Below are 25,137 nucleotides of genomic sequence, written 5' to 3'. Positions count from 1 at the left end.
TGCGGGAGCGGCTTCAGCCGCGAGCTCTCCTTTCGGATCGCCAGCGGGCGGAGCTCGCGGCTGAAGCCGCTCCTACAATAAAGCGGTTAGCGCGTAGCGGCGGCTTCTACGGCAGTCCAAACCCGCAACAGATTGCCGCCCAGGATCTTGCGGATGTCCGCATCCTTGTAACCGCGCGCCTGCAGGCCCGCCACGAAGTTCGGATAGTCCGCGACGGTGCGCAGTCCGTCAGGCAATTCGCCGTCGACGCCGTCGAAGTCCGAGCCGACGCCGACGTGGTCCACGCCGATCAGCTTCACCGCGTAGTCGATCTGGTCCAGCACCGCGTCGATCTTGGTCTGCGGCGGCGGATGCGCCTCGGCCCAGGCCTTGTCGAATTCGTCCTCGCTTTCCAGCGGCTTGCCCGCCGCTTTCAACTCGGCGTTGCGCTTGTTGAATTCGTTGATCGCGCGGAAATGCGCTTGCGTGTTCGCGGCGCCTTTCGGGTCGACGAAGGCGGTGCCGAACGGGATCTGCACCACGCCGCCCTTCGCGGCGACGGCCTTGGCCAGCTCGTCGCTGATATTGCGCTCGAAATCCGGGGTGAAATGCCGGAACGCGGAATGGCTGGCGATCACCGGCGTCTTGCTCAGGGCGATCGTCTCCTTCGCCGATTCGTCGGAGATATGCGAAACATCGACCATGATGCCGAGCCGGTTCATTTCGGCGACGACTCGCTTGCCGAACGGGCTCAGCCCGTGCCATTTGCGTTCGATGCCGTAGGACGAATCGGCGATCCGGTTCGCCGCGCTGTGGGCGAGGGTGATGTAGCGCACGCCGCGGTCGAAGAAGAACTTCAGTTGCGACAGGTCGTCGCCGATCGGCGCGCCGTTTTCCATGCCCAGCGGCAGCAGCACGCGTCCGCCTTGGCGCAGCTTGTCGACATCCTGGGGCGAGCGCAGCAGCGCGAACTTGTCGGGGTTGCGTGCGGCCAGCGCCTCGACCGCATCGATCATCTCGTTCGCCGTCTGCCAGGCGGTGCCTTCGCCGTCCTGTTTGGCGGAGGTGTAGATCGACATGAAGGCCACGTCCAAGCCGCCCTTGCGCGCTTTCGGATAATCGAACTCGAACTTCGCCGCATCTTTGCCGAGTTCGGCCCAATGGCTCATCAATCCGCCGGGCGCATCGATGTGCGTGTCGACGATGATCGCGTCCTGGGCGAGCTTGTTCGCCGCGTCGTCGGCGGCGAAAGCGGGAGCGGCGAGCAAGAGAGCGGCGGCTAGGACGGTCGGGCGCATCGTGTTCTCCGGAAAACGGTCGGACGAATTCAAAGGGAGTGGGCTCGATTCCCACCGATGTAGACGGACCGGAGCGAATTTCCCCCCAGCCAATAGCAAAGCTCGGCGGGCTGCGCGATCGCCCAATGCGCGAAATCCGCGCGCATGCCGGCGCGCAGCGCGCCGCGATCGTGCAATCCGAGCGCCCGCGCGGCGTGCACGGTCGCGCCGCGCAGCGCTTCTTCCGGCGTCAACTTGAAATGGGTGCAGGCCAGCGCCATCGCCAATCGCAGCGACTGCAGCGGCGAAGTGCCGGGATTGCAGTCGGTCGCCACGGCCATGGGCACGTGGCGGGCGCGGAATTCGTCCAGCGGCGGCAATTTCGTTTCGCGCAGCACGTGGAAGGCGCCCGGCAGCAGCACCGCCACGGTGCCGTGCTCGGCCATCGCGCGCACGCCGCCGACCGAAGTATGTTCGACGTGGTCGGCGGACAGGCCGCCGAATTCGGCCACCAGCGCGGCGCCGTCGCCGTCGCTGAGCTGGTCGGCGTGCAGCTTCACCGGCAATCCCAGCGCGCGCGCGGCTTCGAACACGCGCCGCGTTTGCGCCGCATCGAAGCCGATCCGCTCGCAGAACGCATCCACCGCATCGACCAGGCCTTCCGCGTGCAGCCGCGGCAGCCATTCGCAGACTCGGTCGATGTAGCCATCGGGATTGCCGGCGAACTCCGGCGGCAACGCATGCGCGCCCAGGAAGGTGGTGCGTACGCCGATGCCGAGTGCTTCGCCGATCCGGCGCGCCACGCGCAGCATCTTGCGTTCGTTGTCGTAATCCAGGCCGTAACCGGATTTGATTTCGATCGTGGCCACGCCGTCGGCCAGCAAAGCGCGGGCCCTGGGCAGCGATTGCGCCAACAATTCCGCCTCGTCCGCGGCGCGGGTGGCGCGCACCGTGGAAACGATGCCGCCGCCGGCGCGCGCGATCTGCTCGTAGCTGGCGCCCTGCAGGCGCTGTTCGAATTCGCCGGCGCGGTCGCCGGCGAAGACCAGATGGGTGTGGCAGTCGATCAGGGCGGGCGTGATCCAGCCGCCGCCCGCGTCGATGGTTTGCCGGGCCAACGCGGCCGGATCGCCGGGCAGGGCAGCGCGCGGGCCGACGTAGGCCAAGATGCCGTCCCGCCAGCCGATCGCGCCGTCTTCGATGCCGCCATAACCGGCGTCCGCGTCCAGCGTCGCCAGGCTCGCGCCGACGATCAGTCCATCCCAGGGCGTATCGGCGACGGAAGGCATTTACCGATTGTAGCCGCGCCGCTGGGCTATTGGGCTCGCTGTATCGCCTCAACGCGCCGCCGCGCGCTGCGAACGCCGGTCACGACGGCTTTTCGGGCGATATTTCGGCGAGAATAGGCCATGAACGAAGGCATGACCTGGACGACGGAAGGCTGGCAGCAACGCGGGTCGGCGGGTTGGATCTTGCCGGGCATCGCCAATCTGCATTCGCACGCTTTTCAACGCGCGATGGCCGGGATGGCCGAACGCCAAACGAACCCCGAGGATTCGTTCTGGACTTGGCGCGAAACCATGTACCGCATGGCCGCGCGGTTCGATCCCGAATCGCTGCAGGCCGTGGCCGAGCAGTTGTACGTCGAGATGCTGGAATCCGGCTACACCACCGTTTGCGAATTCCACTATCTGCATCACGCGCCCGACGGCCGGCCTTACGCGGATTCGGCGGCGATGTCGCGCGCCTTGATCGCCGCGGCGCGCAGCACCGGCATCCGCATGACGCTGTTGCCGGTGCTCTACATGACCGGCGGTTTCGACGGACGCGCGCTCGGCGAACGGCAGCGCCGTTTCGGCCACAGCGTGGAGGCCTATCTGCGCTTGTTCGAGTCGTTGCGGGAGGAAGAAGACGAGACGTTGCGGATCGGCTGCGCCTTGCACAGCTTGCGCGCGGTGCCGCCCGAAGCGATGCGGGAAACGCTGGCGGCGCTGCCCGAAGAGGCCCGCGTCCACATCCACATCGCCGAACAGATCGGCGAAGTGCAGGATTGCGCCGCGATCCGCGGCGCGCGTCCGGTGGAATGGCTGTTGGCGAATGCGCCGGTGGATCGGCGTTGGACGCTGGTGCACGCGACCCACCTGACTCCGGCCGAAATCCGCGGCATCGCCCGCAGCGGCGCGACGGTGGCGATCTGTCCGACCACCGAAGCCAATCTCGGCGACGGTTTGTTCCCGCTGCGCGAGTACTTGAACGCGAACGGCGCCTGGGGCGTCGGCTCGGATTCGCACATCTCGGTATCCCCGGTGGAAGAACTGCGCTGGCTGGAATACGGTCAGCGCCTGAACACCCGCCATCGCAACATTGCCGTGCGCGAAGGCTCGCCCAGCGTCGGCGAGACTTTGCTGCGCGATGCCGTGTCCAGCGCGGCGGACGCCACCGGCTTCGCTCCGGCGGACGAGGATGCGGTGACGCTGGACGACCGCGCGCCGCAATTGGCGGGCGCCGCCGCGGACGACGTGATCGATCGCTGGATCTTCAGCGGCAACCGCAATCTCGTCGACCGGGTCGAAGTCGCCGGCCGCGCCGTGGTCGAAAGCGGACGGCATGTCGATGCCGAACGCATCGCGTCGAACTATCGCCGCACGATGCGCGTCTTGATGGGCGATTGATGCTACGTTTTATTTCTTCCCGGGTTCCGGAAACTCATCGCCCGCCAGGAAGCCGTCCTTGTTCTTGTCCAAATGATCGAAGCTGGCGCGCAAGCCGCTTTCGAATTGCGCGCGGGCCAGCTTCTGGCCGGCTTTCGGCGGCGGTTGCTGCGGCAGTTCGGCGCTTTCCAGCACGCCGTCGCCGTTCTTGTCCAAGCGCGTGAAGTTGTCGGACATCGCTTTGCGGTATTCGTCCCAGCTGGCGCGATGGTCGCCGTCCAGATCGCGCGGATCCTTGCGTTCGGCGGCGGGCTTGGCGGCCGGGGCCGCTGTGGTTTGCGCGGCCGCGGAGGCGCAGAAAGCGGCGGCGGCCAGGGCGATGGCGAGGGTCGAAAGGGTACGCATGGGCTTGCTCCTCGGGGGATGCCCTGTACCAACGTCAGCGCGCCTGTCCTCCGGCCAGCGGCGCGCGCAGCGCCGGCAGCAAGCGCTGCGGATCGCCGTCGTTGGGCGCGGCGGGAATGCCCAGCAGCCGCGTCAGTAGCGGATAGACGTCGACGTTGTCGAAAGGCGGCAGCGTCGCGCCGCTGCGGAACGAAGGCCCGCGCGCGATGAACAAGGCGCGCATCGACGGCAGCGCCGGATCGTAGCCGTGCGAACCGCGAACCGCATCCTTAGGACGATCGTTCAGTTTTTTCCGCGATATCGCATCCCAGCCTTCGCGCATCTGGCAGACGATGGCCGGGATCCGCGGGTTCGTCCCATATTGCCAGCGCGCCGGCAATTCGCCCTTGCGCCAGCAGTCGTAATGCGGATGCGCGCCCAGCAAACGCGCCTCGGCGCTGCGCTCGCGCCCCGGCTTGGGCGCGAAACCGACGGATTGCCCGTCCGACACCACGTTGGCGTCGGCGGCGGACACCATCTCGTCGGTGGCGATCGCGTGCCCCGGGCCGACCGTGGCCATGCCGTGATCGGACACGACGATCACATCGGTGCTGCGCAATCGTCCGCGCGCATCCAAAGCCTGCAACAAGCGCCCGACGGCGGCATCCGCTTGCGCTATCGCATCGCGCACCTGCGCCGAATCCGGACCGAAATCGTGGCCGGCCTTGTCCACTTTCTCGAAGTACAACGTCGCCAAACGCGGACGCTGCGTCGCGGGCGCATCCAACCAGGCCATTACTTGGTCGACGCGCGCTTCGTAACTGAACTTCTCGTCGAATTTCTTCCAATACGTGGGACGCACGCCGTCGATGGCCGCTTCGCTGCCCGGCCAGAACATCGTCGCGGTGCGCAAGCCGGCTTTTTCCGCACCGACCCAGACCGGTTCGCCGCCCCACCATCTTCCGTCGCCGACCGCATCGCGATCGGCGGTCTTGAAGCCGCCCAATGCCGCGTCCCACATCGCGTTGTGGATCACGCCGTGATGGTCCGGCCGCAAACCCGTGACGATGGTGTAGTGGTTGGGGAACGTCAGCGACGGGTAGGACGGATTCATCCACTCGGCGCGCACGCCTTGCCGCGCGATCCGCGACAAGTTCGGGGTCAATCCGCGGTCGAGGTAATCGGCGCGGAAAGCGTCAATCGATATCAACAGCACGGTGCGCGGTTCGGGCGGTCCGGAGCGGGTTCCGGAGCCGGCGCAACCGGCCAGCAAAGAGCAAATCAGCAAGGCGCGGAGGATGACGAACGGCAGGTGCATGCGTTTCCGGATCGTTTAGCCTGGGCCAAGCATGTCAGAGGCGGAGGGGATTTTCATGACGGCAGCGAGGCGACACCTGTTCCTTTCCGCTCTGGCCGCATTGTCCGCGGCGCTGCCGATGGCCGCTGCCTGGGCGGTCGTCCCAGAACCGCCGGCGCCCCGATTGAGCGCGGCCGAATGCGAAGTGTGGGCGCGCGAGCTGAGCTTCGCGCAATCGGTCGCCGACCACGATGCGGCCGCGTTCGCCGCGCATCTGCATCCCGGCGCGGTATTCGGCGCCAAAAGTCCGCAGCCGCAGCGCGGACGCGATGAGATAGCGCGCAGCTGGGCCGGCATCGTCGAAGGCAAGCGGATGAAGCTGTCCTGGTATCCGGCGATGGTCGCGATCGGCGGCGAAGGCGACATCGCCTATTCCAGCGGGCCGGCGCTGTACGAAAGCCTGGCGCCGGGCGCGAAGCAGCGTTACTCCATCGGTGGGTTCCAGTCGATGTGGCACAAGGACGCCGACGGCGTTTGGCGCGTGTTGTTCGACGATGGCGTGCAGCCGCAGCCTGCGACGGATGCGCAGGTTGAGGCTTTCAAAAAAGGCCGGTTAGCAACTTGCCCGAAGGGCTGAAGCTTCTTCCTCCCCCCTCGCGGGGGGAGGATGCCCGAAGGGCAGGAGAGGGGTGAGCGAAGCGAGTGCTTTGCTTGAAGATGCCTGCGAAAAGCCGAACCCTCTCCCTGGCGCTGCGCGCCTTTCCCTCTCCCGCGGAGGGAAGAGGGCAAGAGCCTCAGCCGAACAAATCGCCGGTCACCGGCTTGGTCTCGGGCAACTTCAACGCGCCTTCCAAACGCAGCAATTTCTCTTTCACGTCCAACCCGCCGCCGAAACCCGTCAGGGCGCCGTTCGCGCCGATCACGCGATGGCAGGGCAGGATGATCGGAATCGGATTGCGCCCGTTCGCAGCGCCCACCGCGCGCGCCGATTCCGGTTCGCCGATCAGTTTCGCGAGCTGGCCGTAGCTCCAAGTCGTGCCGTACGGGATTTCCGCCAACGTATTCCACACCATCACCTGGAACGGCGTGCCCATCGGCGCCAGCGGCAATTCGAAATCGCGGCGCTCGCCTTCGAAATATTCTTCCAGCTGCTTGCGCGCATGCGCCACGCGCGGGGGCGAGCGCAACCAAGCGCTGCGGCCGCCGGGCACCGGATGGCGGTTGCGCTCGAACAGGATGTGGCGCAGGCCGCCTTCGTCCGCGGCTACGACCAATCGGCCGATCGGCGTCTTGAATTCATCGAACCACACGTTCGCGCTTCCTTCGTTCCGACCGCTCCACCGCATGGTCGCCGGCCAGGTGCCATAACTGCAACACCGCATAGGCGCGCCAGGGGCGCCAGTTTTCCGCGCGCGCCGCGGTGGCGCGTTCGCTCAGGCGCGAACCGTCGCCGGTGGTCGCGCCGCCCAGCACTTGTTGCAGCACCAGGTCGCCGGCCGGGAACGCATCCGGCTGGCTCAACGCGCGCATCGCCACGTATTGCGCCGTCCACGGACCGATGCCCGGCAATGCGGTGAAGCGTTCGATGAAATCGTCCAGCTTCTGCCCGGCGCCGAAATCGATGCGGCCTTCCGCCACCGCGCGCGCCAGCGAACGCAACGTCGCCGCGCGCGTCTTCGGCAGGCCCAGCAACTCCAGCGGCGCGCCCACCAAGCGCTCCGGCGCGGGGAATACGCGATCCAGTCCCGCCGGCGCGCCCTTGCACGGCTCGCCGTACGCTTCCACCAAGCGCCGCGCCAACGTCGTCGCGCCGGCCACGCTCACCTGCTGGCCCAGCACGGCGCGCACCGCGAGTTCGAAACCGTCCCAGCCGCCCGGCACGCGCAGGCCCGGACGCTTCTTGATCGCCTGCGCCAGCTGCGGCTCGGCGCGCAGCACCGCATGCACGGCGCGCAGGTCCGCATCCAAGTCGAACACGCGGCGCACGCGGCGGACGATGTCCGGAATCGCGCGCGGGTCCGGCCCTTCGATCCGCAACAGCACTTCGGGACGCTTCGGATCCGCGCTGACGTGGATCAAGGTCGGCGCGTCCGGCGAGCCGACCACGCGTTCGTAGCTGTCGGCGCTGACGCGCTCGATGCCGGGGATCGCGCGCTTGGCCAGGAAGGCGAGCATCAGCGGGAAATCGAACGGCGGCCGATAGCCGAAACGCAACGTCAACGCGCCGGCCGGCGCGTTCGCGTTCTGGCGGCGGATCGCCGTCGGCGCCATGCCGCAGCCTTCCAGGAACGCCGCATTGAAGCGGCGCAAACTGTTGAAGCCGGACGCGAGCGCGATCTGCGTCACCGGCAGCGAGGTTTCGGTGAGCAGCTGCTTCGCCAGCAGCATCCGGCGCGTGCTGTGGACGACGATCGGCGTCGCCCCGGTGCGCGCCAGGAACAAGCGCCGCAATTGGCGGCTGCTGACGCCGACGCGCTGCGCCAGGTCTTCCACCGACCCGTCCTGCAGCGCGCCTTCGGCGATCAGTTCCAGCGCGCGCTGCACCGTTTCTTCGCCGATCCGCGCATAAGCCTCCGGCGACAGTTCCGGACGGCAGCGTAGGCACGGCCGATAACCGGCCGCGACCGCCGCCGCCGCGGTCGGCATGAACACGACGTTCTTGCGTTTCGCGGTCGGGGCCGGGCACACCGGCCGGCAATAGATGCCGGTGCTGCGTACCGCGATGAAGAACAGACCGTCGAATCGCGGATCGTGGGCGATCCGCGCGCGGTCGCAGATTTCGGGGGAGGGCATACCGTGCATGGGGCCATTCTAGGCCGTCCGCGCGGCGGAACTCGCCGTTTTCGGACAGGGCCATTTTTGGCCGCTTGCACAGCTCAAAGCCCTCTCCCGCGTGCGGGAGAGGGCTGGGTGAGGGCGCGCACGCTAACGGATCGCGTCAAACCTCTCTGCAACCTAGGCTGTCATTCCCGCGCAGGCGGGAATAGCGACTGTGCTCTTTTTGGGGCATCGCGCGAAAAGCCGAACCTTCTCCCTGGCGCTTCGCGCCTTTCGCCCTCCCGTAAATAAAAGGGAGAGGCTGAGCAGCCCCGCGGGCCCTAGGCGATAATCGCCGCTTCCCCGCACCACGGACCCAGACCGGCATGTCCACCCGCAAAGACCCGTCCCGCACCATCCGCGCCCCGCGCGGCAGCGAACTCAGCTGCAAGAGCTGGCTGACCGAAGCGCCGTTCCGCATGATCCAGAACAACCTGGACCCGGACGTGGCCGAGAACCCGGCGGAACTCGTGGTCTACGGCGGCATCGGCCGCGCGGCGCGCGATTGGGAATGCTTCGATGCGATCCTGAAGTCGCTGAAGGAACTGGGCGACGACGAAACCCTGCTGGTGCAATCCGGCAAGCCGGTCGGCATCTTCCCCACGCATGCGGATGCGCCGCGCGTGCTGCTCGCCAATTCCAACCTGGTGCCGCATTGGTCCACGTGGGAGCATTTCAACGAACTCGATAAGAAAGGCCTGATGATGTACGGCCAGATGACGGCCGGCAGTTGGATCTACATCGGCAGCCAAGGCATCGTGCAGGGCACGTACGAAACCTTCGTCGAAATGGGGCGCCAGCATTACGGCGGCGATCTCACCGGCAAGTGGATCCTCACCGCGGGCCTGGGCGGCATGGGCGGCGCGCAGCCGCTGGCCGCGTCGCTGGCCGGCGCTTGCAGCTTGAACATCGAATGCCAGCAGTCGCGCATCGACATGCGCCTGCGCACGCGTTACGTGGACGAGCAGGCGAGCGACCTGGACGACGCGCTCGCCCGCATCGAGAAATACACGAAGGCCGGCCAGGCGAAATCGATCGCGCTGCTCGGCAATGCGGCCGAGATCCTTCCGCAGCTCGTCGAGCGCGGCGTGCGTCCGGACGCGGTCACCGACCAGACCAGCGCGCACGACCCGGTGCACGGCTACCTGCCGCTCGGCTGGACGGTGGAGCAGTGGTTGGCGGAGCAGAAGCTGCATCCGGAGCATGTGCGCGATGCGGCCAAGAAGTCGATGCGCGTGCACGTCGAGGCGATGCTCGCGTTCCAGAAGATGGGCGTGCCCACGTTCGACTACGGCAACAACATCCGCCAGATGGCCAAGGACGAAGGCTGCGCTAACGCGTTCGATTTCCCCGGTTTCGTGCCGGCCTACGTGCGTCCGCTGTTCTGCCGCGGCGTCGGCCCGTTCCGCTGGGTCGCGCTGAGCGGCGATCCGGAAGACATCTACAAGACCGACGCGAAGGTGAAGGAGCTGATCCCCGACGACAAGCATCTGCACCGTTGGCTGGATATGGCGCGCGAGCGCATCAGTTTCCAGGGCCTGCCGGCGCGCATCTGCTGGGTCGGGCTGGGCCAGCGCCACAAGCTGGGCCTGGCGTTCAACGAAATGGTGCGAAAGGGCGAGTTGAAGGCGCCGGTGGTGATCGGCCGCGACCATTTGGACAGCGGCAGCGTGGCTTCGCCGAACCGCGAGACCGAAGCGATGCGCGATGGTTCGGATGCGGTGTCCGATTGGCCGTTGTTGAATGCGATGTTGAACGTGGCCGGCGGCGCGACCTGGGTGTCGCTGCACCACGGCGGCGGTGTGGGCATGGGCTATTCGCAGCATTCCGGCGTGGTGATCGTCTGCGACGGCACCGAAGCGGCGGACAAACGCATCGCGCGCGTGCTGTGGAACGATCCGGGCACGGGCGTGATGCGGCATGCGGATGCGGGTTACGAGATCGCGCAGCAGTGCGCGCAGGAACAAGGGCTGAAGTTGCCCATGGCATAAAGCGCCGCAGCCGCGGCCTTACAACGAAGGGGAGGGGGCTCCATGAATAGGGTTTGGGTTGCGGTTCTGATCATCGTGGTCGCGCTGGCGGCTTACGTCGGCGTCGATCGTTTGGGCAAGAAAGGGATGGAGTACTACGCCACCCAGAAGATAGACGACATGCAGGAGGAGGCGGCCAAGAAGTATCCGGACATGCCGCTGACCGATGCGATGAAGAAACTCGGCGAAGAGCGGGCTCGCGACATGCTGAGCAAGACGTCCGATACGGACCAGAAGAACCTGCGCGCGGCGCAGATGTTCTACGGCTTCTACTACATCAACACCGAAGCCCGCGTCGCCTATTGCCGCGAACGCGGCACGGACATCGCATCCTTCGCCAACCGTTTCCAGTCCAACAACCGCGCCGAACTGGCCCGCGCCCAGGCGATCTACGCCAAGACCGGCGGCAAGCCCGACGACATGCTGGACATGCTGCGTCCCGCCTTCGCCAAGACCATCGAACAGGACATGAAAGACGTCACCGCCGGCGCCGGCGTGCCGCTGGAGAAAGCCTGCGCGCTATTCAACGAGCATGCGGTGGAGCTGGCGGATTACATCAAGTTGCCGGCGGATGTGCGGACTGCGTTGATGGCGGATTGAGATTTCTACTTACGACGTCAAGTAACGGAAACAAAATCAAGGGCCGTAGGCTGGGTTAGCTTCACCAACCCAGCGAATCGTAATCTGGAATGCTGGGTTGATAGCGCCAATCCAGCCTACTTTTCGTTAACCAGCGCGCTGCAAGGATTGGGTTGCGGCGGTGCCCGCGTAACGAATTCCGCCGCGCACCCCGCAGTGGGCTGAGGTTCGCGCCCTGCGGCCGGTGCCTGTTCGCAAAAGCCCTTCGGCGCGCGATGGCCCGGCGCGACTATCGCGCGCCGGCCTTGGCTTCCGCATAACGCGCGTAGCTGTCGAGGATCGCCTGCCAACCCTGCTGCTGGTATTCGGGGGGGTTCTCGGATTCGGCGTCGAAAACCACGCGGACGTTTACGCCGTCCGGCACCTGGTCGAAGCTCACCGCGACTTCGCGGCCATCGCCCATGCGGTATTCGACCAGCTTCTGCGGCACGACGCGCGTGAACGTGCCTTCGAAGTCGAAGCCCATGCTGCCGTCCTTCGCCTCCATGCGCGTATTGAACGCGCCGCCTTCCCGCAGGTCGACTTGGCTGCGCGGCGAGTGCCAGTCCGGCGATGGCGAATTCCATTGGGTGATGTCGTCCGGCGTGTTGTAGACGGACCAAGCGGTCTTCAGATCGGTGCGGGCAAGGGTTTCGACGGTGATCTTCATGGGAATTCCTTATCGGTGATGGGAGGACGGCCCGTTTCGGCGCCTTATGCAGACGACGAACGGCGCGGTGCGGGATCGACAAAGCAAGCGTAGCCCGGGTAAGCGCAGCGCACCCGGGCCACGGTGCCGCGGCAACCCGGGTGCGCTGCGCTCAGGCTACGGTGAGTCGATAAAAGTTCGGCTCAATTATCCGGAATTTCCGGCGTCACGAGCATATTGAGCAGATTCAACGAATCCTGCCAACCCAGATAGCAGCCTTCGACCGGAATCCCGCTCGGCAGGTTTTCCTGGGTAATGTTCACTTCGGTGCCGCAGAACACCTTCTTCAGGACAATGGTGGTGATCATCTCGCCCGGCAGGTTCGCGTCTTCGAAGGCGTCGGTGTGGACGATCTTCTCGTTCGGCACCAATTCCAGATACTTGCCGCCGAAGCTGTGGCCGTTGCCGGTGGAGAAGTTGGTGAAGCTCATCCGGTACTTGCCGCCGACCTTCGCGTCGATTTCGTGCACGGTACAGGTGAAGCCGTTCGGCGGCAGCCACTTGGACAGCGCCGCGGCGTCGAGGAAAGCCTTGTAGACGCGCTCCGGCGGAGCGGCCAGGACGCGGTGGAGACGGACGGTATTGGCGTTCGAAGTCATGTCGATTTTCCTAGAGTGGAGGAGTAGCCCTCATTACCGCGACGAGCGAGGCGGCCCGAAATCGACATGGTCCGTCGCGATCGCCCGAATCGCCGGTTCAGGCGGCGTATCGCGCCCTAATGCCGGCCCGACGGAGCGCTCACGCTATGGGAACAGCCGTCAACGGCTGATCGACGGACCGCTGCGGGCCAGCTCCTGCTGCTGGGCCAGCCACTGAGCGCGATCCTGGGCCATTTGCTGGTCCAGCAACTCCGACTGGCGAACGATCTCCCGCATCGGCGGCGGATCTTGCGACAGATCCGCATGCGCGGCCTGCAAATGCTTGCCCGCGACGAAAGCGCGATCGTTGCGGACCTCGACGCCGTCCAGATCGCGCGGCTCCACGATACCCGCCTGCTTCGCCTGCAGCATCACGTGCGCGGCGGCCTCGTCCGAAACCTGCGGCGGCAGCTCGCGCCTGATTGCGGAGTAGAGCGCATGGTCGGGGTGGTCCCAATCGCGCGGATCGCGGCGGCCGGTGAGGGTGCCGAGGCTGGGGCCGTCGGGGTTCGCACTAAGGTCGCGAAAGCGTATATAGGCTGCCGCCTCGGCCTTCCGTTCTTGCGCATGCGCCATCGAATCTTGGATCAGCTGTTGCCCATCCTCTGAATTGATATACATCGCCCTGGCAAGGCTCAACGCGACTTTATCGTCGCGCTCCAGAGCATCTATGAAGCGATCGATAAGACTTGCCTGCGGGTCAGCGTCAGGCAAATGAGCCGCCTGGGGGACATATTGGTGATCGTAACGTCCGCCCTGGGTATGGTCGAAGTAGCGTAAACCGGCGGGACTTAAATCCGTATCGTAGTAAGGTTGCGGAACCTTGCTTCTTCCAAGATTTAGTCCTTCTTCCTCCAACAGTTTTTCGCTGAGCCCGAGCCTGTCAAGGTCGACCCTCATTTTTGGCTTTTCGCCGAAAAGTTTTGCGTTTGCGCGTTCTTGCGCAATACAAAACTCTAGGGCCTCGACGCCGTAATATGTCGCGTAGTTCGATTTTCCGAGATCACCTATCTTTGCGAGCTCTGGGGCGTCAAAGAAATTTTTCCCCATAGCCTCGATGTTAGGTTTCGTAGCCTCAAGGCTGAGGTCAGTATTTAAAGTGATGTTGGATTTTGGGGTATAGGAATAGTTTCTTGGATGCTCGCCGGAGAAATCGACAAAATCTGCAGCTCGATATGGCGCCGCCACATAAACATCACTTAGTTCTGCAGACGGATTTTTCTCTCGTACGCTAGCCACTAAGGCGTTCCAGCCGGCAATCTCGGCTTTGGCTTCGTCATAGCGGTGCGCCGAAATTAGCCCGTCTATCGCCTCTGTATAGTCGTGAACGGGGAGTGTGCTTCTCGAGATAGAGCTGACAGATATCCGGAAGCGTTCGATTGCCTCCTCAAGAGACGATTTGTTCAAGCTGTGCTGTATTTCATGACCAAGAAGAAAAATTGCGTCATAGGGGCGCTTCAGCGCTCCCAGTTCGATACGAATGGAGTCATCGGACGAGACATATTGTCCGCCCGCATGGGCTCCTTGAGGGAGTAAAGATATGTGCTTTATGCAGCCGATCGATACGGCTAAATTCAACAGTCTTGCCAAGACGTCCGAGCTGCATATGATGGTTTCTAGCGCCGCTGCTTGCTCGGGTTCAACTCCAGGTTGTCTGCCGAATCGATTGATGAGCTCGATTGACTCTTTGCTGAGGCTGGCCACTTATTATTTTCCTTCTTCAATGGCAACGGCCGATTGCACGCAAAGGTGACCCGCCTTGTCGGGAGATTCCTCAGTCTCTCCACGCGTATACACGTCGATGATCAGGCCTCGGCTTTGCGGCCTAGTGTCTGTGAAGCTGTCCCACCCTAGAGCTCCGTGTTGACCATAGTGTCTGCTGTGTTGAAATCCGATCCCCTCCAGTTTTGAGGCGAAGTCATCAAAGTCCATTTGACAGATGTCGGACATCGGCATGTAAGCGCCAGGCGTTTTTGCGGTGAAGCTAAGCTCGAATCTCGGCCCGATGATGCTGTCCTTCTCCAGCCCCACGCCATAGTTCCAATCCTTCGTGAGCTCGCCCCCAAAGCCGTAACCAGTGCTGTCGCCCATCGACGGTTCGATTGTTTTCCCCAGTGCCGATGCGGCTTCTTCTAGGGTTATGCCTGCGGGGGTGAAATTAGTCTCGGCCAACGCAAGAAAGGCAGTAAGTATTTTTGATTGATTCGTTCGGCTTTCAGGGGCGTATTCAACTGTTTTGCAGGACGATAAGAGGGTTAGAAATAAAGCCAGCATGAGGCGATCGGCGATATTTTGATTTCTCATAGGGTTCTAATTAAGTACATTCAACTCAATGCGGCGATTTCTGCATCTGCCGTCGGGATAATCCTTGCCGTCCTCGGTCGTGTTCGGGGCAATAAAGCGAGTTTCGCCATAGCCAGCCCAGGTGAGCCTGGATGGTTTGATACCGTGATCGATTAGGTACTTATAAGCCACGGCTGCCCGTCGAACGGATAGGTCTTGGTTATAGCGGCGCGTGCCTATCGAATCCGTATGGCCTGATACCTCTACGCGGAGATCGGGGTACTCGTTAAGACTCTTTACAGCTTCATCTAGGGTTCGTTTGGTGTAGGGCGTCAAGTCGACTTGATCGAAGCGAAAAGTCATTCCCGGCGGCCATGCTCCTATGTCTAGGACGATGACAGGTTCTCCGTCCTTGGATTCTGGGATATAGGCCGCTGGCTGATAGGGTGCGCATCGGCCATCTTCATCCATCACTCGCTTGGCAGCGTGCGCGTAAGTTGCGATCAAAATCAAAAAAACAGCGAAAGCGGTGCATTTCATTTGATTTCCTCATTTGGCTCCTGTATTTGCCGTGCCAGATCTCGACTCCACGATCCGGTACTTCTTCCTTTTCCCCTGATCTCCCACATTCGCGCACAGCCGCCCACCGCAGACCTGAATATCGGCCTGGTTAACCGCCCTAAGCAGCGACGCCTCGACCCGGTAGCGCGCCACCTCCTCCCGGGCCGTCTTGACCCGGTACACCGTCGCGGCCAAAGCCAGCAGACAGCCGATGCCCAGGCTGGCCAGGCCCAGGTAGACCAGGCTCTGCTGGGCGCCGCTGAGGACGCGGCGTTGTTCGCGCAGGGCGTCGGCGGCCCATCGGGCCGATTCGGCGCCGCGCTGGAGTTGATCGGCGCAAGGCGCCACGGCGCGTTCGGCGGCCTGGGCCATCGTCGACTGCGCCTGGTATTCGACGCCGCGGAGCAGGGCTTCGGAGCTGGCGGCGATCTTGCGCGCCGCGTTGTGGGCCTGGTCTTCGAGCAGGGTGGAAAGGTGGGCCAGCCGCAGGCTGATCTGCTTCAGTTGTTCGGTGTCCAAGCGCGTGGCTCGCGGAGATGTTGCGTTAAGGACGCAGCCGCTGCAGCGCAGCGGCCAGCGCGTGACTCGCGTCACACGCCATGCCGCACGACGCCATGCCGCCGAACTAACGCCGTCTAGTCGCAATACCCCTTAGACTCCGCCGCATGAAAAAAGCGGCGACCCTGGCTCTGCTCGTATTGATCGTGGCGACCGCGAGCGCGGCGATCTTCCTGTCCCGCGCGCCCGACACCACGCCGCGCGCGACGGCCGCGCCCATCGAGGCAACCGAGCGTGCCCGCGCCATCGAAGCGCTGCGGCCGAAGACGGCGGCGCGGCCGGTGATCGCCATCCTCGCCCAGAACGCGGGCACCGAAATCGCCGACTTGCTGAATCCTTACGGCGTGCTGCGCCAAGCCGACGTGGCGGACGTGGTGGTCGTCGCCGAAAAGAAAGCGCCGCTGAGCTTGTACCCGAGCGACTTGCGCGCGATGCCGGATGCGAGCTTCGACGAATTCGCGCGCCGCTATCCGCGCGGCGCCGACATCGTCGTGGTGCCGGCGATGGATCCGTACGACGACCACGCCGTCATCGCCTGGCTGTTGTCGCAGCGGCAGGCCGGGGCGAAGATCGTTTCCGTCTGCAACGGCTCGCTGACCCTGGGCGCCGCGGGTTTGCTGGACGGCCGCAGCGCGACCAGCCATTGGAGCACCGTCGAAGAACTCGAGTCCCGCCACCCGAGCATGCGCTGGGTGCAGGACCGCCGCTACGTGACCGACGGCGACGTCACCACCGCGACCGGCATCACCTCCTCGTTGCCGCTGATGCTCGCCTTGGTCGAGGCGATCGGCGGACACGACGCCGCGGCGAAAACCGCGAACGAACTGGGCATCGAATATTGGGACGCGCGCCACACCTCCGCCGCGTTCCGTCTGAACAATGCGCACCGTTGGACCTTCCTGCGCAACAAACTCCAGTTCTGGGGCCGAGAAGAAAGGGAGTTGCCGGTCGAAGGCGCCGACGAGATCGCGCTGGGCATCACCGCCGACGCTTATTCCCGCACCGAGCGCGTGTCGGTGGTGTCGGTCGCGGCCCGGCCGGAAGTCCGCACGAAGCGCGGACTGGTCGTGCTGCCCGGGCGCGTGGGCGACGCGTCCGCATCGGCGCATCCGCTGGCGCTGCCGCCAGAACGTCCCGGAGCGACGCCGCAATACGTGCTGGCGCGGATCGCGACCGAATTCGATCCGCGCACCGCGCGCTATGTGGCGTTGACGCTGGAATATCCCTGGGCGCCGTAGCCCGGGTAAGCGCAGCGCACCCGGGGTGACGTCGCGACTCGATCCCGGGTGCGCTTCGCTTACCCGGGCTACGGGTGGATACTTGCCCATCCGTCGAATCAATGAGGGCGCGCATGGCGACGACGACCTATGTGGGCCTGCTCCGCGCCGTGAACGTCGGCGGCACCGGCAAATTGCCGATGGCCGATCTGCGCGAGATGTGCGAAGCCGCGGGTTTCCGCGATGTGCGCACCTACATCGCCAGCGGCAATGTCGTTTTCCGCAGCAAAGGCAGCGCCGATAAGGCGAAATCGGCCTTGGAAAAGGCGTTGGCGGAATACGCCGGCAAGCCGGTCGGTGTGGCGATACGCACGCACGAAGAATTGGCGGCCGTAGCGGCAGGAAATCCGTTCCAGGATGCGGCCGGAAATCGCTTGGTGGTCGTCTTCCTGGATGCGCCGCCGCCGGCGGATGCGCTGAAGCACGCGAGCCACCAGACCGACGAGCGCATCGCGCTGGGCCGCCGCGAGATCTATATCGCTTACGGCGAGGGCATGGGCGATTCCAAGCTCAAGCTGCCGGCCGCGAAGACCGGCACGGGGCGCAATCTCAATACCGTGATGAAGCTCATCGGGATGTCGGCGGAGTAGGGCGGCCGACCTGCTCGTTTGGATCGAGCGAAAAAGATGCAGATCGTCTCGGATTCGTGTCGATTCGGCCGATCCTGCTTCGTCTCAGATAGAGCGACCGGCGTGGAGCACGCTCGGCCGTTACACTCCTTCAAACACTGGGATCGCGACCATGACCTCCGGACCTCAACCCACAGACACCGTGGCGGTAGCGCCCGCGGACTCCACCTGGACTGCGCTGCGCGACGCCCTCCGCGGCACGAACGCGGACTACACCAAAATCCCCATGCGCCGCGCGGTGCTGCTGCTCGCCGTGCCGATGGTGCTCGAGCTGGTGCTGGAATCCACCTTCGCGGTGGTGGACATCTTCTTCGTCGCCAAGCTCGGCCCGTCCGCGGTGGCGACGGTGGGACTGACCGAGAGTCTGTTGTTCCTGCTGTACGCGATCGGCATGGGCCTGGCGATGGCGACGACGGCGGTGGTCGCGCGGCGCATCGGCGAAGGCAAGCGCGAGGAGGCCGCATCGACCGCGGTGCAGGCCATCTTCCTGGCGCTGCTGATCTCGGTGCCGTTCGCCTTGGCCGGCATCTTCTTCGCCAAGGATCTGCTGCGGCTGATGGGCGCGGATGCCTGGACGCTGGAGCACGGCTACCGCTACATGCAATGGATGCTCGGCGCCAACGCGGTGATCATGCTGCTGTTCGTGATCAATGCGATCTTCCGCGGCGCCGGCGATGCGGCGATCGCGATGCGCGTGCTGTGGCTAGCCAACGGCCTGAACATTATTTTGTGCCCGCTGCTGATCTTCGGCATCGGCCCGTTCCCGGAATTGGGCATCGAAGGCGCGGCCATCGCCACCGTCATCGGCCGCGGCACGGGCGTGCTGTACCAATTGTGGTCGATTTTCCGGCGCGGCCAGCACATCCGCATCGCGCCTTCGCAGCTGGTCGTGCAGAGCGCGATTCTGTGGAACATCGTGCGCACGTCGCTGGGCGGCGTCGGCCAGATGATCATCGGTATGACCTCGTGGATTTTCGTGATGCGGATCCTGTCCAGTCTGGGCAGCGAGGCGGTGGCGGGCGCGACGATCGCGCTGCGCATCATGATGTTCACGCTGATGCCGGCCTGGGGCATGTCCAACGCGGCCGCGACCCTGGTCGGGCAGAACCTGGGCGCCGGGCAGCCGGAGCGCGCCGAAGCTTCGGTGTGGCACATCGGCTGGTACAACATGGCCTTCACCTTGCTCGTGTCGGTGCTTTTTTTCTTCTTCCACCACGAGCTGATCGGGCTATTCACCGACGATCAAAAAGTGATCGGCATCGGCGGCGAATGGCTGCGGATCCTGTCGTATTCCTATTTCGTCTACGGCTGGTGGATGGTCGCGGTGCAGGCCTTCAACGGCGCCGGCGACACGGTGACGCCGACTAAGATCAATCTGGTGTTCTTCTGGTTGATCCAGATTCCGCTGTCGTACGCGTTGGCGATTTCGCTTGGCTGGCAGCACACGGGCGTGTTCTGGGCGGTGTTCGTGTCCGAGACGTCGGTGGGGTTGTTCACTCTGTGGTTGTTCAGTCGCGGAAAGTGGAAGACGGCGCAGGTTTAGGCGTCGATAGGATCGACCAGGTTGCGTCGGCGCGCATACGATGACCATCGGCATGCGCTCGCGCGGCCAGCGAGCGTTAGGTTGTCCGCAATCCGAAGGAGGTGGTCCTCATGAAGGATGGCGTTCGGCGTCCCTGGGCGATCGCGCGTTATTTCGCGCTGGTGACTTTCTGCGCCTATGGCGGCACGGTGCTGGCGGCCATCGCGACGGGACGCGATGCGTCGCCGGCCCTGGGGTGGTTGGTCAAATGCCTCTTCGTCGCGGTCGGCGTGCTGGCGGTTACGGCTTGGCACCTGAAAGGGCACGGCGAGCGTTGGCGCGACTACGGCGTTTCGCCGGACGCGCCCGCATTGCGCCGAGCGGCGCTGGGTCTCTTGGGCGGCGTAGCGCTGGCCACAGGGTGGGCCGCGGTCGTTTGGTTTTGGGCGCCTTACCGGCTGACGCCGAACCCGCAGTTGACGGCGGCGACTTTCGCCATGGGTACCGCGGCGACTTTGGCCATCGGCATCGCCGAAGAGGTCGGATATCGCAGTTACGGTATGCGTAGGTTGCACGAAGGCTACGGTGCGGCCGCCGCCGTACTGTTGCCTACGGCGATCTTCGTGCTCGCCCATGTGGCGGGCGGCGTGCCTTGGTTGGCGGGTTTGACGGTGATCGGCACGGCCAGCGTGCTGTACGGATGCCTGATGCTCGCTACGCGCAGCTTGGCCTTAGTCGCGGCTTTCCACATCGGCAACAACCTCGTGCAGGATGCCGCGTTGCGTACATCGGCGGGTTCCTTGTTCGTTTCTTCCTTCGCCGACCCGGAGCGGGCGCAAGCTGCGGGCCCGGCGATCTGGTCGAGCATGGCGGCGTTGAACTTGGCCGTGGCCTTTGCGGTGTTGGCTTGGCATCGATCGCGAACGAGAAAGTGGTCGCAATTCACAAGTAACCGATGATCGCCGGCGGATGGCCCCAATCGTCGTGCGCGCCGTCTTCGTAACGGATCGGCGCGGCGGCGTACTCCTCTTCGCTCACGTCGTCCAGGCAGGCGATGTTGACGCAATAGAAGTCGCCGCCCATGGCCGGTTCGCTGGCGGAGACGAAGGCGTAGACGCCGCAGCGCTTGCAAAACGTGTGGTCGATGGAACCTTCGCCGAAGCGGTAATGGCTCAGATGGTCCGCGCCTTGCAGCAGGCGGAAGGCTTCGGCGGGGACGTGGTTCTTCCACATGCGGGTCTTGCGGCAGAAGGAGCAATTGCAGCGTAGCGTGGAGGCGTACCAGTCGCCCGGGCGCAATGGGGGCGAGCGCTGGCCCGCGGGAGCCAGGTCGATATCGCAAGAAAAACGGACCGCGCCGCAATGGCAGCTGCCGTGTCGGGTTTGGATCATGCCGGTCTCCTTTGCGTGAGCGATGCGGCGGGATGCCGTTTCGACCGGCGCGACGATGTCGGTTCGTCCCGCATGCATCCGCATCGTCGGCGGATGCGCGTGACCGCGCCGTTAAGTGGCTCTCCGCGATGTTCTCAGATTTGGTCCCCATAACGGTGCGTTTCGTTCCACATACTCCGACCAATAGGGAGGAGCGCCATGAACAGAAATGCCGATGCGCAGGCGATGCGGACCGGTCCTTTAGGTTGGATGACAGAGCGTTTGTCGATCGGCACCGGTGCGATCGACGGCCCGCGCATCGGCTGGGGTCATGCCTTGTTGGCGGCCGTCATGATCGCGCTCGGTTTGCGCGGCTTGTATTACGGCGATTCCGCATCGGTGTGGCAGCCCATTCCTCAGGATATGCCGCTGCGGACCCTGTTGGTGTATGCCTGCGCCGCGATCGAACTCGCGGCCGGTATCGGTCTGCTCGTGCGTCGCGCGACCGATATCGCGGCCGCCGCGTTGTTCGCGTTCGCGCTGCTGTGGTGGGCGGCGCTGAAGCTGCCGGTAGCGTTCGTGCGGCCGTTGTCGCCGTTCTCATGGTTGGGCGTGGGCGAAATCGGCGTGATCGTCGCCGGGGCCTGGACCCTCTTCGCGATGCGGGCCGGCGATGCCGCGCTCGGCAAGGCGGGCTGGCTATCCGGTGCGCGCGGCGTATGCGGCGCGCGGTTGCTGTGCGCCTTGTCGTTGCCGATGATCGGCCTGTCGCATTTCGCTTATGCGAAGGAAACCGCTGGTTTCGTGCCGGCCTGGATTCCCGGCCCGTACTTCTGGGCCTATTTGACCGGCGCAGCCAGTTTTTGCGCCAGCTTGGGCATGCTGTCCGGGACATGGCCGCGCCTGGCCATCGTGCTGGAGTCGGCCATGCTGAGCGTCATCACCGTGCTCGTCTGGCTGCCCGGTCTGATGGCGGCGCCGTCGAACGACACGTGGACGCCTTTCTTGATGTCGACCGCGATCGCCTGCGGCGCCTGGGCGGTGGCCGACGGCTACCGCAGCGTGCCGTGGCGGACGATGCGGCCCTTGCGGGCGTAATGCGGGGGCGAAGCGCGTCCGGGCGGGCCCGGCAGGCTCCGGGCGCGCTTCGCTTGTCCGTTGCGGCCGCGCATCGCCTCGGGCCGCGAACCGACGGGCGGACCGCAATATTTTCCAAGAGTGGCCCGATTGGCCCGGCCATAGTGGTCCTATATTCGGTTTCGGGGGTGCCAAATAATGCTTTTTTCGCGACGGGCGGCGCCCGATCCGCGCTCGGATACGGTTCTCGGTCGCCGGGGGGCGAACATGGCATCAATAGGGTTGCGTCTGAATCGAGTCGTGCAGCGCGTTCTGCCGTCATTGTTGATCGTCGCGAGCGCGCCCGCAGCGTGCGCGGCTTCGGATTTGGACCGCCCAAGCGGTTACGTCGCATTGATGAGCAATTACGTCGGCCGCGGTCTATCGCAGAGCGTGGGCAATCCGTCGGCGCAGGTGGAAGTGAACTACTACGCTTCCAGCGGCTGGTACGCCGGTCTCGACGTGACCACGGTCAATTGGGTGGAGAAGGTGTATCCGGGCAGCAACGGACGGCTGGAGTTGGATGCCTACGCCGGCTACCGCTGGATCCGCGGCGATTGGACGCTGAAGGGTTATGCGATGCGGCTCGAATTCCCGGGCCACTATCCCAGCGGCACGAAACGTCCGGACACGAACGAAGTGGTGGGCTTCGTCGGTTGGCGCGGCTTGAGCGCGAAGTTGAACTACAGCGTCGGCGATTCGTTCGGCACGCCGGATTCGCGCGGTTCTTGGTATTTCGATGTGGGCGCGGGCACGGCGCTCGGCGAGAAGTGGTACGCCGCTGCGCACGCTGCGCGCAAGCAGCCGCGCGGGCGCAATCCGCAGACCGGCGTGCCGAACGACATCAACGCCTACAACGCCTACAAGATCGGCTTGACCCGTTCGTTGCCGCGCGATTTCGCCGTTTCCTTCGAGCAGACCTGGACCACGGCCGAGCCGGATCTGTACACGCTCAACGGCTACCGCGTGGCGGGCAGCCATTTCGCGGTGGTGCTGCTGAAGAACTTCTAGCGCCGAATGTAGAGTCGAGCAGGCTCGACTCTACAAGAGCGGCGTCGCGCTCAGCTGGCTTTCGAACGCGAGTTGCTGCCGAGCTCCAGCACGGGCGAGAAGCCGCCGAAGATCATTCGCGCCCCGTCGAAGGGCATGGAGACTTTATCCGGCTGCATGCGCGGATCGTCCATGACTTTCTTCATGCCCGCGTCGCGCGTGGCCTTGTCCGGCCATTCGACCCAGGAGAACACGATCGTTTCGTCGTCCTTGGCCTGCACGGCGTGCTGGAAATCGGTCTGCTTGCCGGCGGGGACGTCGTCGCCCCAGCATTCGCGGACGCTGAGGGCGCCGTGTTCCAGGAACAACGGATCGACCTGGTTGGCGAAATCGATGAATTTCTGCTTATTGGCGGTGGGCACCGCCATGACGCTACCGTCGACGTAAGGCATCGCTGACCTCGCTTGCGGTTCGGGAAGCCGAAGCATGCTCCCGCCGGCGTTAAGCGATGGTCAGCGAGCCTGTCTTTGCGGCAGCGACTTGAGCACCCACTTTCTTGTCGGCTCTAGATGAATGCGGCTGTCGGCGGGAAGCTCGCGGCTGAAGCCGCCCCCACAAAAGCAAAGGTCTCAGGCCGCCTGCGCCAGCCGCTCGCGCGCCGCCTTGAGCGCGTTACCCCACCAAACCAACTGATCGAACATCGTTTCTCGCGCCTTCACTAGATGCTCGTAGTCGTCGGGCGTCTTGCCCTGCGTCAACATACCGACGAAAGGCTCCATCGCGATGTTGACCTCGGCCTTGACCGGCGCCATCTGCAATTCGATCGCCACGCCGCGCAATTGTTCGATCGCGCGCACGCCGCCGGCGCCGCCGTAGCCGACGAACGCGATCGGCTTGCGGTTCCATTCGTAGAACGCCGAATCCAAAGCGTTCTTCATCACTGCGGTCGGCCCGTGGTTGTATTCGGCGACGGTGGCGATATAGCCGTCGAACTCGCCGATCTTGCTGCGCCAGGTTTCCGCCGCCGGGTGGGTATAAACGCCGTTGCTGGCCAACGGGGATGCCGGTTCTTGGTAGAACGGCAGGGCGTAGTCGCGCAGGTCCAGCGTTTCCATGCGCAAGTCCGGCCGTGCGGCGGCGCCTTGCGCGATCCAGCGCGCCGGCACGTCCGCGAACCGCTGCGGCCGCGTACTGCCGACGATGAGCGCGATCTTGATCATGATTTTACGTCCTTCATGGGTTACAAAACGGAACCTGGGCTAAGTTAGTGACCGGGTGTCCGATCCACAAGAAGGCACATTCATGAAACCTAGGCACACGCACGAGTCCTGCACGCCGGTCCGCGAGATCCTTGCGCGGGTCGGCGACAAGTGGAGCATCCTGGTGATCATGCTGCTCAGCGAGCGGCCCTGGCGTTTCAACGAACTGAAGCGTTCGATCGAGGGCCTGTCGCAACGCATGCTGACTCTGACCTTACGCAATTTGGAACGCGATGGATTGGTGACGCGCACCGTGTATCCGACCGTGCCGCCCAGCGTGGAATACGCGCTTACGCCGCTAGGCGAATCGCTGTGCGGTCCGGTCGGTGCGCTGGGACGCTGGGCCCTGGAGAACAGCCCGCGGATCGACTCGGCGCGGCATCGCTTCGACGCCGCGGCCAAACGCAAGCGATAGCAATCATGGACGTTCGCGAGCTCGACAATCCTTTGTGGAGTTCATTGCGGACCCGCCATCGGGACATCGCGCTGAGCGATGGCGATGCCGCGCGCTATCCGGCCGATTTCGCCCCGTTCTTGGGCGTGGCCAACGCGAAAGCGGATGTTGCGCAGGCGTTCGAAACGCTGATCGCACCCGGCGAGAGCCTGTACCTGCTCGGCGTCGCGGCGGAGGCGCCGAGCGGGTGGCGCCTGCAAGCTTTCCGTCCGCTGGTCCAGATGATCTGCGAGCGGCCGCTGGAGGTGATCGACGGGCCGGACATGGTCGAGCTGACGCGAACGCACCGCGCCGACGTGCTGGCGCTGACCGCACTGGTCTATCCGCATTACTTCCGCGAACGGACGATGGAGATGGGCCGCTATTTCGGCATCTACCAAGACGGCCGGCTGGCGGCGATGGCCGGCGAACGCTTGGGCATGGACGGTTCCCAGGAAATCAGCGCCATCTGCACCCATCCGGACTTCAACGGTCGCGGCTATGCGCGGCGGCTGACGGCGATGCTCAGCAACGACAACCTGCACCGCGGCCGCATCCCTTTCCTGCACGTCAGTCGTGAGAATCCCCGCGCGCTGCGCCTGTACGAGCGGCTCGGCTACCGGCATCGGCGCGATATCGGATTCTGGTCGATTCGCCGCGCGTAACGCCCGGGTGCGGGTTTATTTCGCGCGAGATCCGCGGAATCGCAAAACGGTTGCGCGATGTTCGCGGATAATT

27 protein-coding genes are annotated in these 25,137 nt (G+C 64.5%); 12 read left to right on the top strand and 15 right to left on the bottom strand.

What is annotated here, in order from left to right; all coding sequences use genetic code 11:
• Positions 1 to 86: 86 nt before the first annotated feature.
• Both FCE95_RS06475 and hutI read right to left on the bottom strand, forming a co-directional pair.
• On the bottom strand, positions 87 to 1,277 hold the full coding sequence (locus FCE95_RS06475; RefSeq protein WP_137266117.1) for a dipeptidase: 1,191 nt from the start codon (positions 1,275 to 1,277) through the stop codon (positions 87 to 89).
• Between the two features lie 29 nt (positions 1,278 to 1,306).
• The gene (hutI, locus tag FCE95_RS06470; RefSeq protein WP_137266116.1) at positions 1,307 to 2,545 is read right to left on the bottom strand and encodes an imidazolonepropionase; all 1,239 of its coding nucleotides are present in this window, start codon (positions 2,543 to 2,545) and stop codon (positions 1,307 to 1,309) included.
• 120 nt (positions 2,546 to 2,665) lie between these two features.
• Between hutI and FCE95_RS06465 the strand changes: the two genes are divergently transcribed.
• On the top strand, positions 2,666 to 3,928 hold the full coding sequence (locus FCE95_RS06465; RefSeq protein WP_137266115.1) for a formimidoylglutamate deiminase: 1,263 nt from the start codon (positions 2,666 to 2,668) through the stop codon (positions 3,926 to 3,928).
• 9 nt (positions 3,929 to 3,937) lie between these two features.
• Here FCE95_RS06465 and FCE95_RS06460 read toward each other — a convergent pair whose 3' ends face one another.
• Both FCE95_RS06460 and FCE95_RS06455 read right to left on the bottom strand, forming a co-directional pair.
• Positions 3,938 to 4,312, bottom strand: coding sequence for an EF-hand domain-containing protein (locus FCE95_RS06460; RefSeq protein WP_137266114.1), 375 nt, complete (start codon positions 4,310 to 4,312; stop codon positions 3,938 to 3,940).
• A 34-nt stretch (positions 4,313 to 4,346) separates the two neighbouring features.
• A complete protein-coding gene (locus tag FCE95_RS06455) occupies positions 4,347 to 5,609 on the bottom strand; it encodes an alkaline phosphatase family protein (RefSeq protein WP_137266113.1) in 1,263 nt (420 codons plus the stop codon).
• A gap of 55 nt (positions 5,610 to 5,664) precedes the next feature.
• On the opposite strand from FCE95_RS06455, the gene FCE95_RS06450 reads away from it, so the two are divergent.
• Positions 5,665 to 6,225, top strand: coding sequence for a YybH family protein (locus FCE95_RS06450; protein ID WP_223266798.1), 561 nt, complete (start codon positions 5,665 to 5,667; stop codon positions 6,223 to 6,225).
• Between the two features lie 157 nt (positions 6,226 to 6,382).
• Here the strand turns inward: FCE95_RS06450 and FCE95_RS06445 are convergent, their stop codons facing one another.
• Both FCE95_RS06445 and FCE95_RS06440 read right to left on the bottom strand, forming a co-directional pair.
• Positions 6,383 to 6,934, bottom strand: a complete 552-nt coding sequence (locus FCE95_RS06445) for a methylated-DNA--[protein]-cysteine S-methyltransferase (RefSeq protein ID WP_137266112.1) — start codon at positions 6,932 to 6,934, stop codon at positions 6,383 to 6,385.
• On the bottom strand, positions 6,885 to 8,390 hold the full coding sequence (locus FCE95_RS06440) for a DNA-3-methyladenine glycosylase 2 (RefSeq protein ID WP_137266111.1): 1,506 nt from the start codon (positions 8,388 to 8,390) through the stop codon (positions 6,885 to 6,887). Before FCE95_RS06440 ends, FCE95_RS06445 begins: the two co-directional genes overlap by 50 nt.
• A gap of 341 nt (positions 8,391 to 8,731) precedes the next feature.
• On the opposite strand from FCE95_RS06440, the gene hutU reads away from it, so the two are divergent.
• The gene (hutU, locus tag FCE95_RS06435) at positions 8,732 to 10,396 is read left to right on the top strand and encodes a urocanate hydratase (protein WP_137266110.1); all 1,665 of its coding nucleotides are present in this window, start codon (positions 8,732 to 8,734) and stop codon (positions 10,394 to 10,396) included.
• A gap of 42 nt (positions 10,397 to 10,438) precedes the next feature.
• Positions 10,439 to 11,035, top strand: a complete 597-nt coding sequence (locus FCE95_RS06430) for a hypothetical protein (protein ID WP_137266109.1) — start codon at positions 10,439 to 10,441, stop codon at positions 11,033 to 11,035.
• A gap of 268 nt (positions 11,036 to 11,303) precedes the next feature.
• Here the strand turns inward: FCE95_RS06430 and FCE95_RS06425 are convergent, their stop codons facing one another.
• The 6 genes from FCE95_RS06425 to FCE95_RS06400 all read right to left on the bottom strand — a co-directional run bounded on the left by FCE95_RS06425 (position 11,304) and on the right by FCE95_RS06400 (position 15,763).
• Positions 11,304 to 11,723 (bottom strand): SRPBCC family protein, encoded by a 420-nt coding sequence (locus FCE95_RS06425; RefSeq protein WP_137266108.1) that lies wholly within the window; start codon positions 11,721 to 11,723, stop codon positions 11,304 to 11,306.
• 182 nt (positions 11,724 to 11,905) lie between these two features.
• The gene (locus FCE95_RS06420) at positions 11,906 to 12,361 is read right to left on the bottom strand and encodes an SRPBCC family protein (protein ID WP_137266107.1); all 456 of its coding nucleotides are present in this window, start codon (positions 12,359 to 12,361) and stop codon (positions 11,906 to 11,908) included.
• A gap of 159 nt (positions 12,362 to 12,520) precedes the next feature.
• Complete coding sequence (locus FCE95_RS06415) at positions 12,521 to 14,104, bottom strand: hypothetical protein (protein ID WP_137266106.1); 1,584 nt, start codon at positions 14,102 to 14,104, stop codon at positions 12,521 to 12,523.
• A 3-nt stretch (positions 14,105 to 14,107) separates the two neighbouring features.
• Positions 14,108 to 14,704, bottom strand: coding sequence for a hypothetical protein (locus tag FCE95_RS06410; RefSeq protein WP_137266105.1), 597 nt, complete (start codon positions 14,702 to 14,704; stop codon positions 14,108 to 14,110).
• 6 nt (positions 14,705 to 14,710) lie between these two features.
• Positions 14,711 to 15,223: an OmpA family protein gene (locus FCE95_RS17375; RefSeq protein WP_137266104.1), complete on the bottom strand. Its 513-nt coding sequence runs from the start codon at positions 15,221 to 15,223 to the stop codon at positions 14,711 to 14,713.
• Between the two features lie 9 nt (positions 15,224 to 15,232).
• The gene (locus tag FCE95_RS06400) at positions 15,233 to 15,763 is read right to left on the bottom strand and encodes a hypothetical protein (protein WP_137266103.1); all 531 of its coding nucleotides are present in this window, start codon (positions 15,761 to 15,763) and stop codon (positions 15,233 to 15,235) included.
• Positions 15,764 to 15,909: 146 nt separating this feature from the next.
• Here FCE95_RS06400 and FCE95_RS06395 point away from each other — a divergent pair, with 146 nt between their 5' ends.
• The 4 genes from FCE95_RS06395 (at position 15,910) to FCE95_RS06380 (ending at position 20,189) form a co-directional block, all read left to right on the top strand.
• Entirely contained in the window at positions 15,910 to 17,040 is a 1,131-nt protein-coding gene (locus FCE95_RS06395; RefSeq protein ID WP_137266102.1) for a DJ-1/PfpI family protein, read from the top strand.
• Between the two features lie 113 nt (positions 17,041 to 17,153).
• On the top strand, positions 17,154 to 17,669 hold the full coding sequence (locus FCE95_RS06390; RefSeq protein ID WP_137266101.1) for a DUF1697 domain-containing protein: 516 nt from the start codon (positions 17,154 to 17,156) through the stop codon (positions 17,667 to 17,669).
• Positions 17,670 to 17,820: 151 nt separating this feature from the next.
• Positions 17,821 to 19,251 carry an MATE family efflux transporter gene (locus FCE95_RS06385; protein ID WP_137266100.1) on the top strand — a complete coding sequence of 477 codons (1,431 nt, stop codon included), beginning with the start codon at positions 17,821 to 17,823 and terminating at the stop codon, positions 19,249 to 19,251.
• 110 nt (positions 19,252 to 19,361) lie between these two features.
• On the top strand, positions 19,362 to 20,189 hold the full coding sequence (locus FCE95_RS06380) for a CPBP family intramembrane glutamic endopeptidase (protein ID WP_137266099.1): 828 nt from the start codon (positions 19,362 to 19,364) through the stop codon (positions 20,187 to 20,189).
• Here the strand turns inward: FCE95_RS06380 and FCE95_RS06375 are convergent.
• Entirely contained in the window at positions 20,173 to 20,622 is a 450-nt protein-coding gene (locus FCE95_RS06375; RefSeq protein ID WP_137266098.1) for a GFA family protein, read from the bottom strand. The genes FCE95_RS06380 and FCE95_RS06375 overlap by 17 nt on opposite strands.
• A 198-nt stretch (positions 20,623 to 20,820) precedes the next feature.
• On the opposite strand from FCE95_RS06375, the gene FCE95_RS06370 reads away from it, so the two are divergent.
• Together FCE95_RS06370 and FCE95_RS06365 are read left to right on the top strand one after the other, a co-directional pair.
• The gene (locus FCE95_RS06370; protein WP_137266097.1) at positions 20,821 to 21,699 is read left to right on the top strand and encodes a DoxX family protein; all 879 of its coding nucleotides are present in this window, start codon (positions 20,821 to 20,823) and stop codon (positions 21,697 to 21,699) included.
• Between the two features lie 177 nt (positions 21,700 to 21,876).
• Positions 21,877 to 22,728: a TorF family putative porin gene (locus tag FCE95_RS06365; protein WP_137266096.1), complete on the top strand. Its 852-nt coding sequence runs from the start codon at positions 21,877 to 21,879 to the stop codon at positions 22,726 to 22,728.
• 50 nt (positions 22,729 to 22,778) lie between these two features.
• On the opposite strand, the gene FCE95_RS06360 is transcribed toward FCE95_RS06365, so the two are convergent.
• Complete coding sequence (locus FCE95_RS06360) at positions 22,779 to 23,159, bottom strand: DUF1428 domain-containing protein (protein WP_137266095.1); 381 nt, start codon at positions 23,157 to 23,159, stop codon at positions 22,779 to 22,781.
• 177 nt (positions 23,160 to 23,336) lie between these two features.
• Positions 23,337 to 23,927: an NADPH-dependent FMN reductase gene (locus FCE95_RS06355; protein ID WP_137266094.1), complete on the bottom strand. Its 591-nt coding sequence runs from the start codon at positions 23,925 to 23,927 to the stop codon at positions 23,337 to 23,339.
• 82 nt (positions 23,928 to 24,009) lie between these two features.
• Here FCE95_RS06355 and FCE95_RS06350 point away from each other — a divergent pair, with 82 nt between their 5' ends.
• Both FCE95_RS06350 and FCE95_RS06345 read left to right on the top strand, forming a co-directional pair.
• Positions 24,010 to 24,381 (top strand): winged helix-turn-helix transcriptional regulator, encoded by a 372-nt coding sequence (locus FCE95_RS06350; RefSeq protein WP_137266093.1) that lies wholly within the window; start codon positions 24,010 to 24,012, stop codon positions 24,379 to 24,381.
• Positions 24,382 to 24,386: 5 nt separating this feature from the next.
• Positions 24,387 to 25,064, top strand: a complete 678-nt coding sequence (locus FCE95_RS06345; protein WP_137266092.1) for a GNAT family N-acetyltransferase — start codon at positions 24,387 to 24,389, stop codon at positions 25,062 to 25,064.
• Positions 25,065 to 25,137: the final 73 nt, after the last annotated feature.

The sequence above is a fragment of the Luteimonas gilva genome, assembly GCF_005239095.1.
GTDB classification, from domain to species: Bacteria; Pseudomonadota; Gammaproteobacteria; order Xanthomonadales; family Xanthomonadaceae; genus Luteimonas_C; species Luteimonas_C gilva.
Note: the sequence above shows the minus strand (reverse complement) of the source record. Positions and strands in the feature narration are given on the sequence as shown.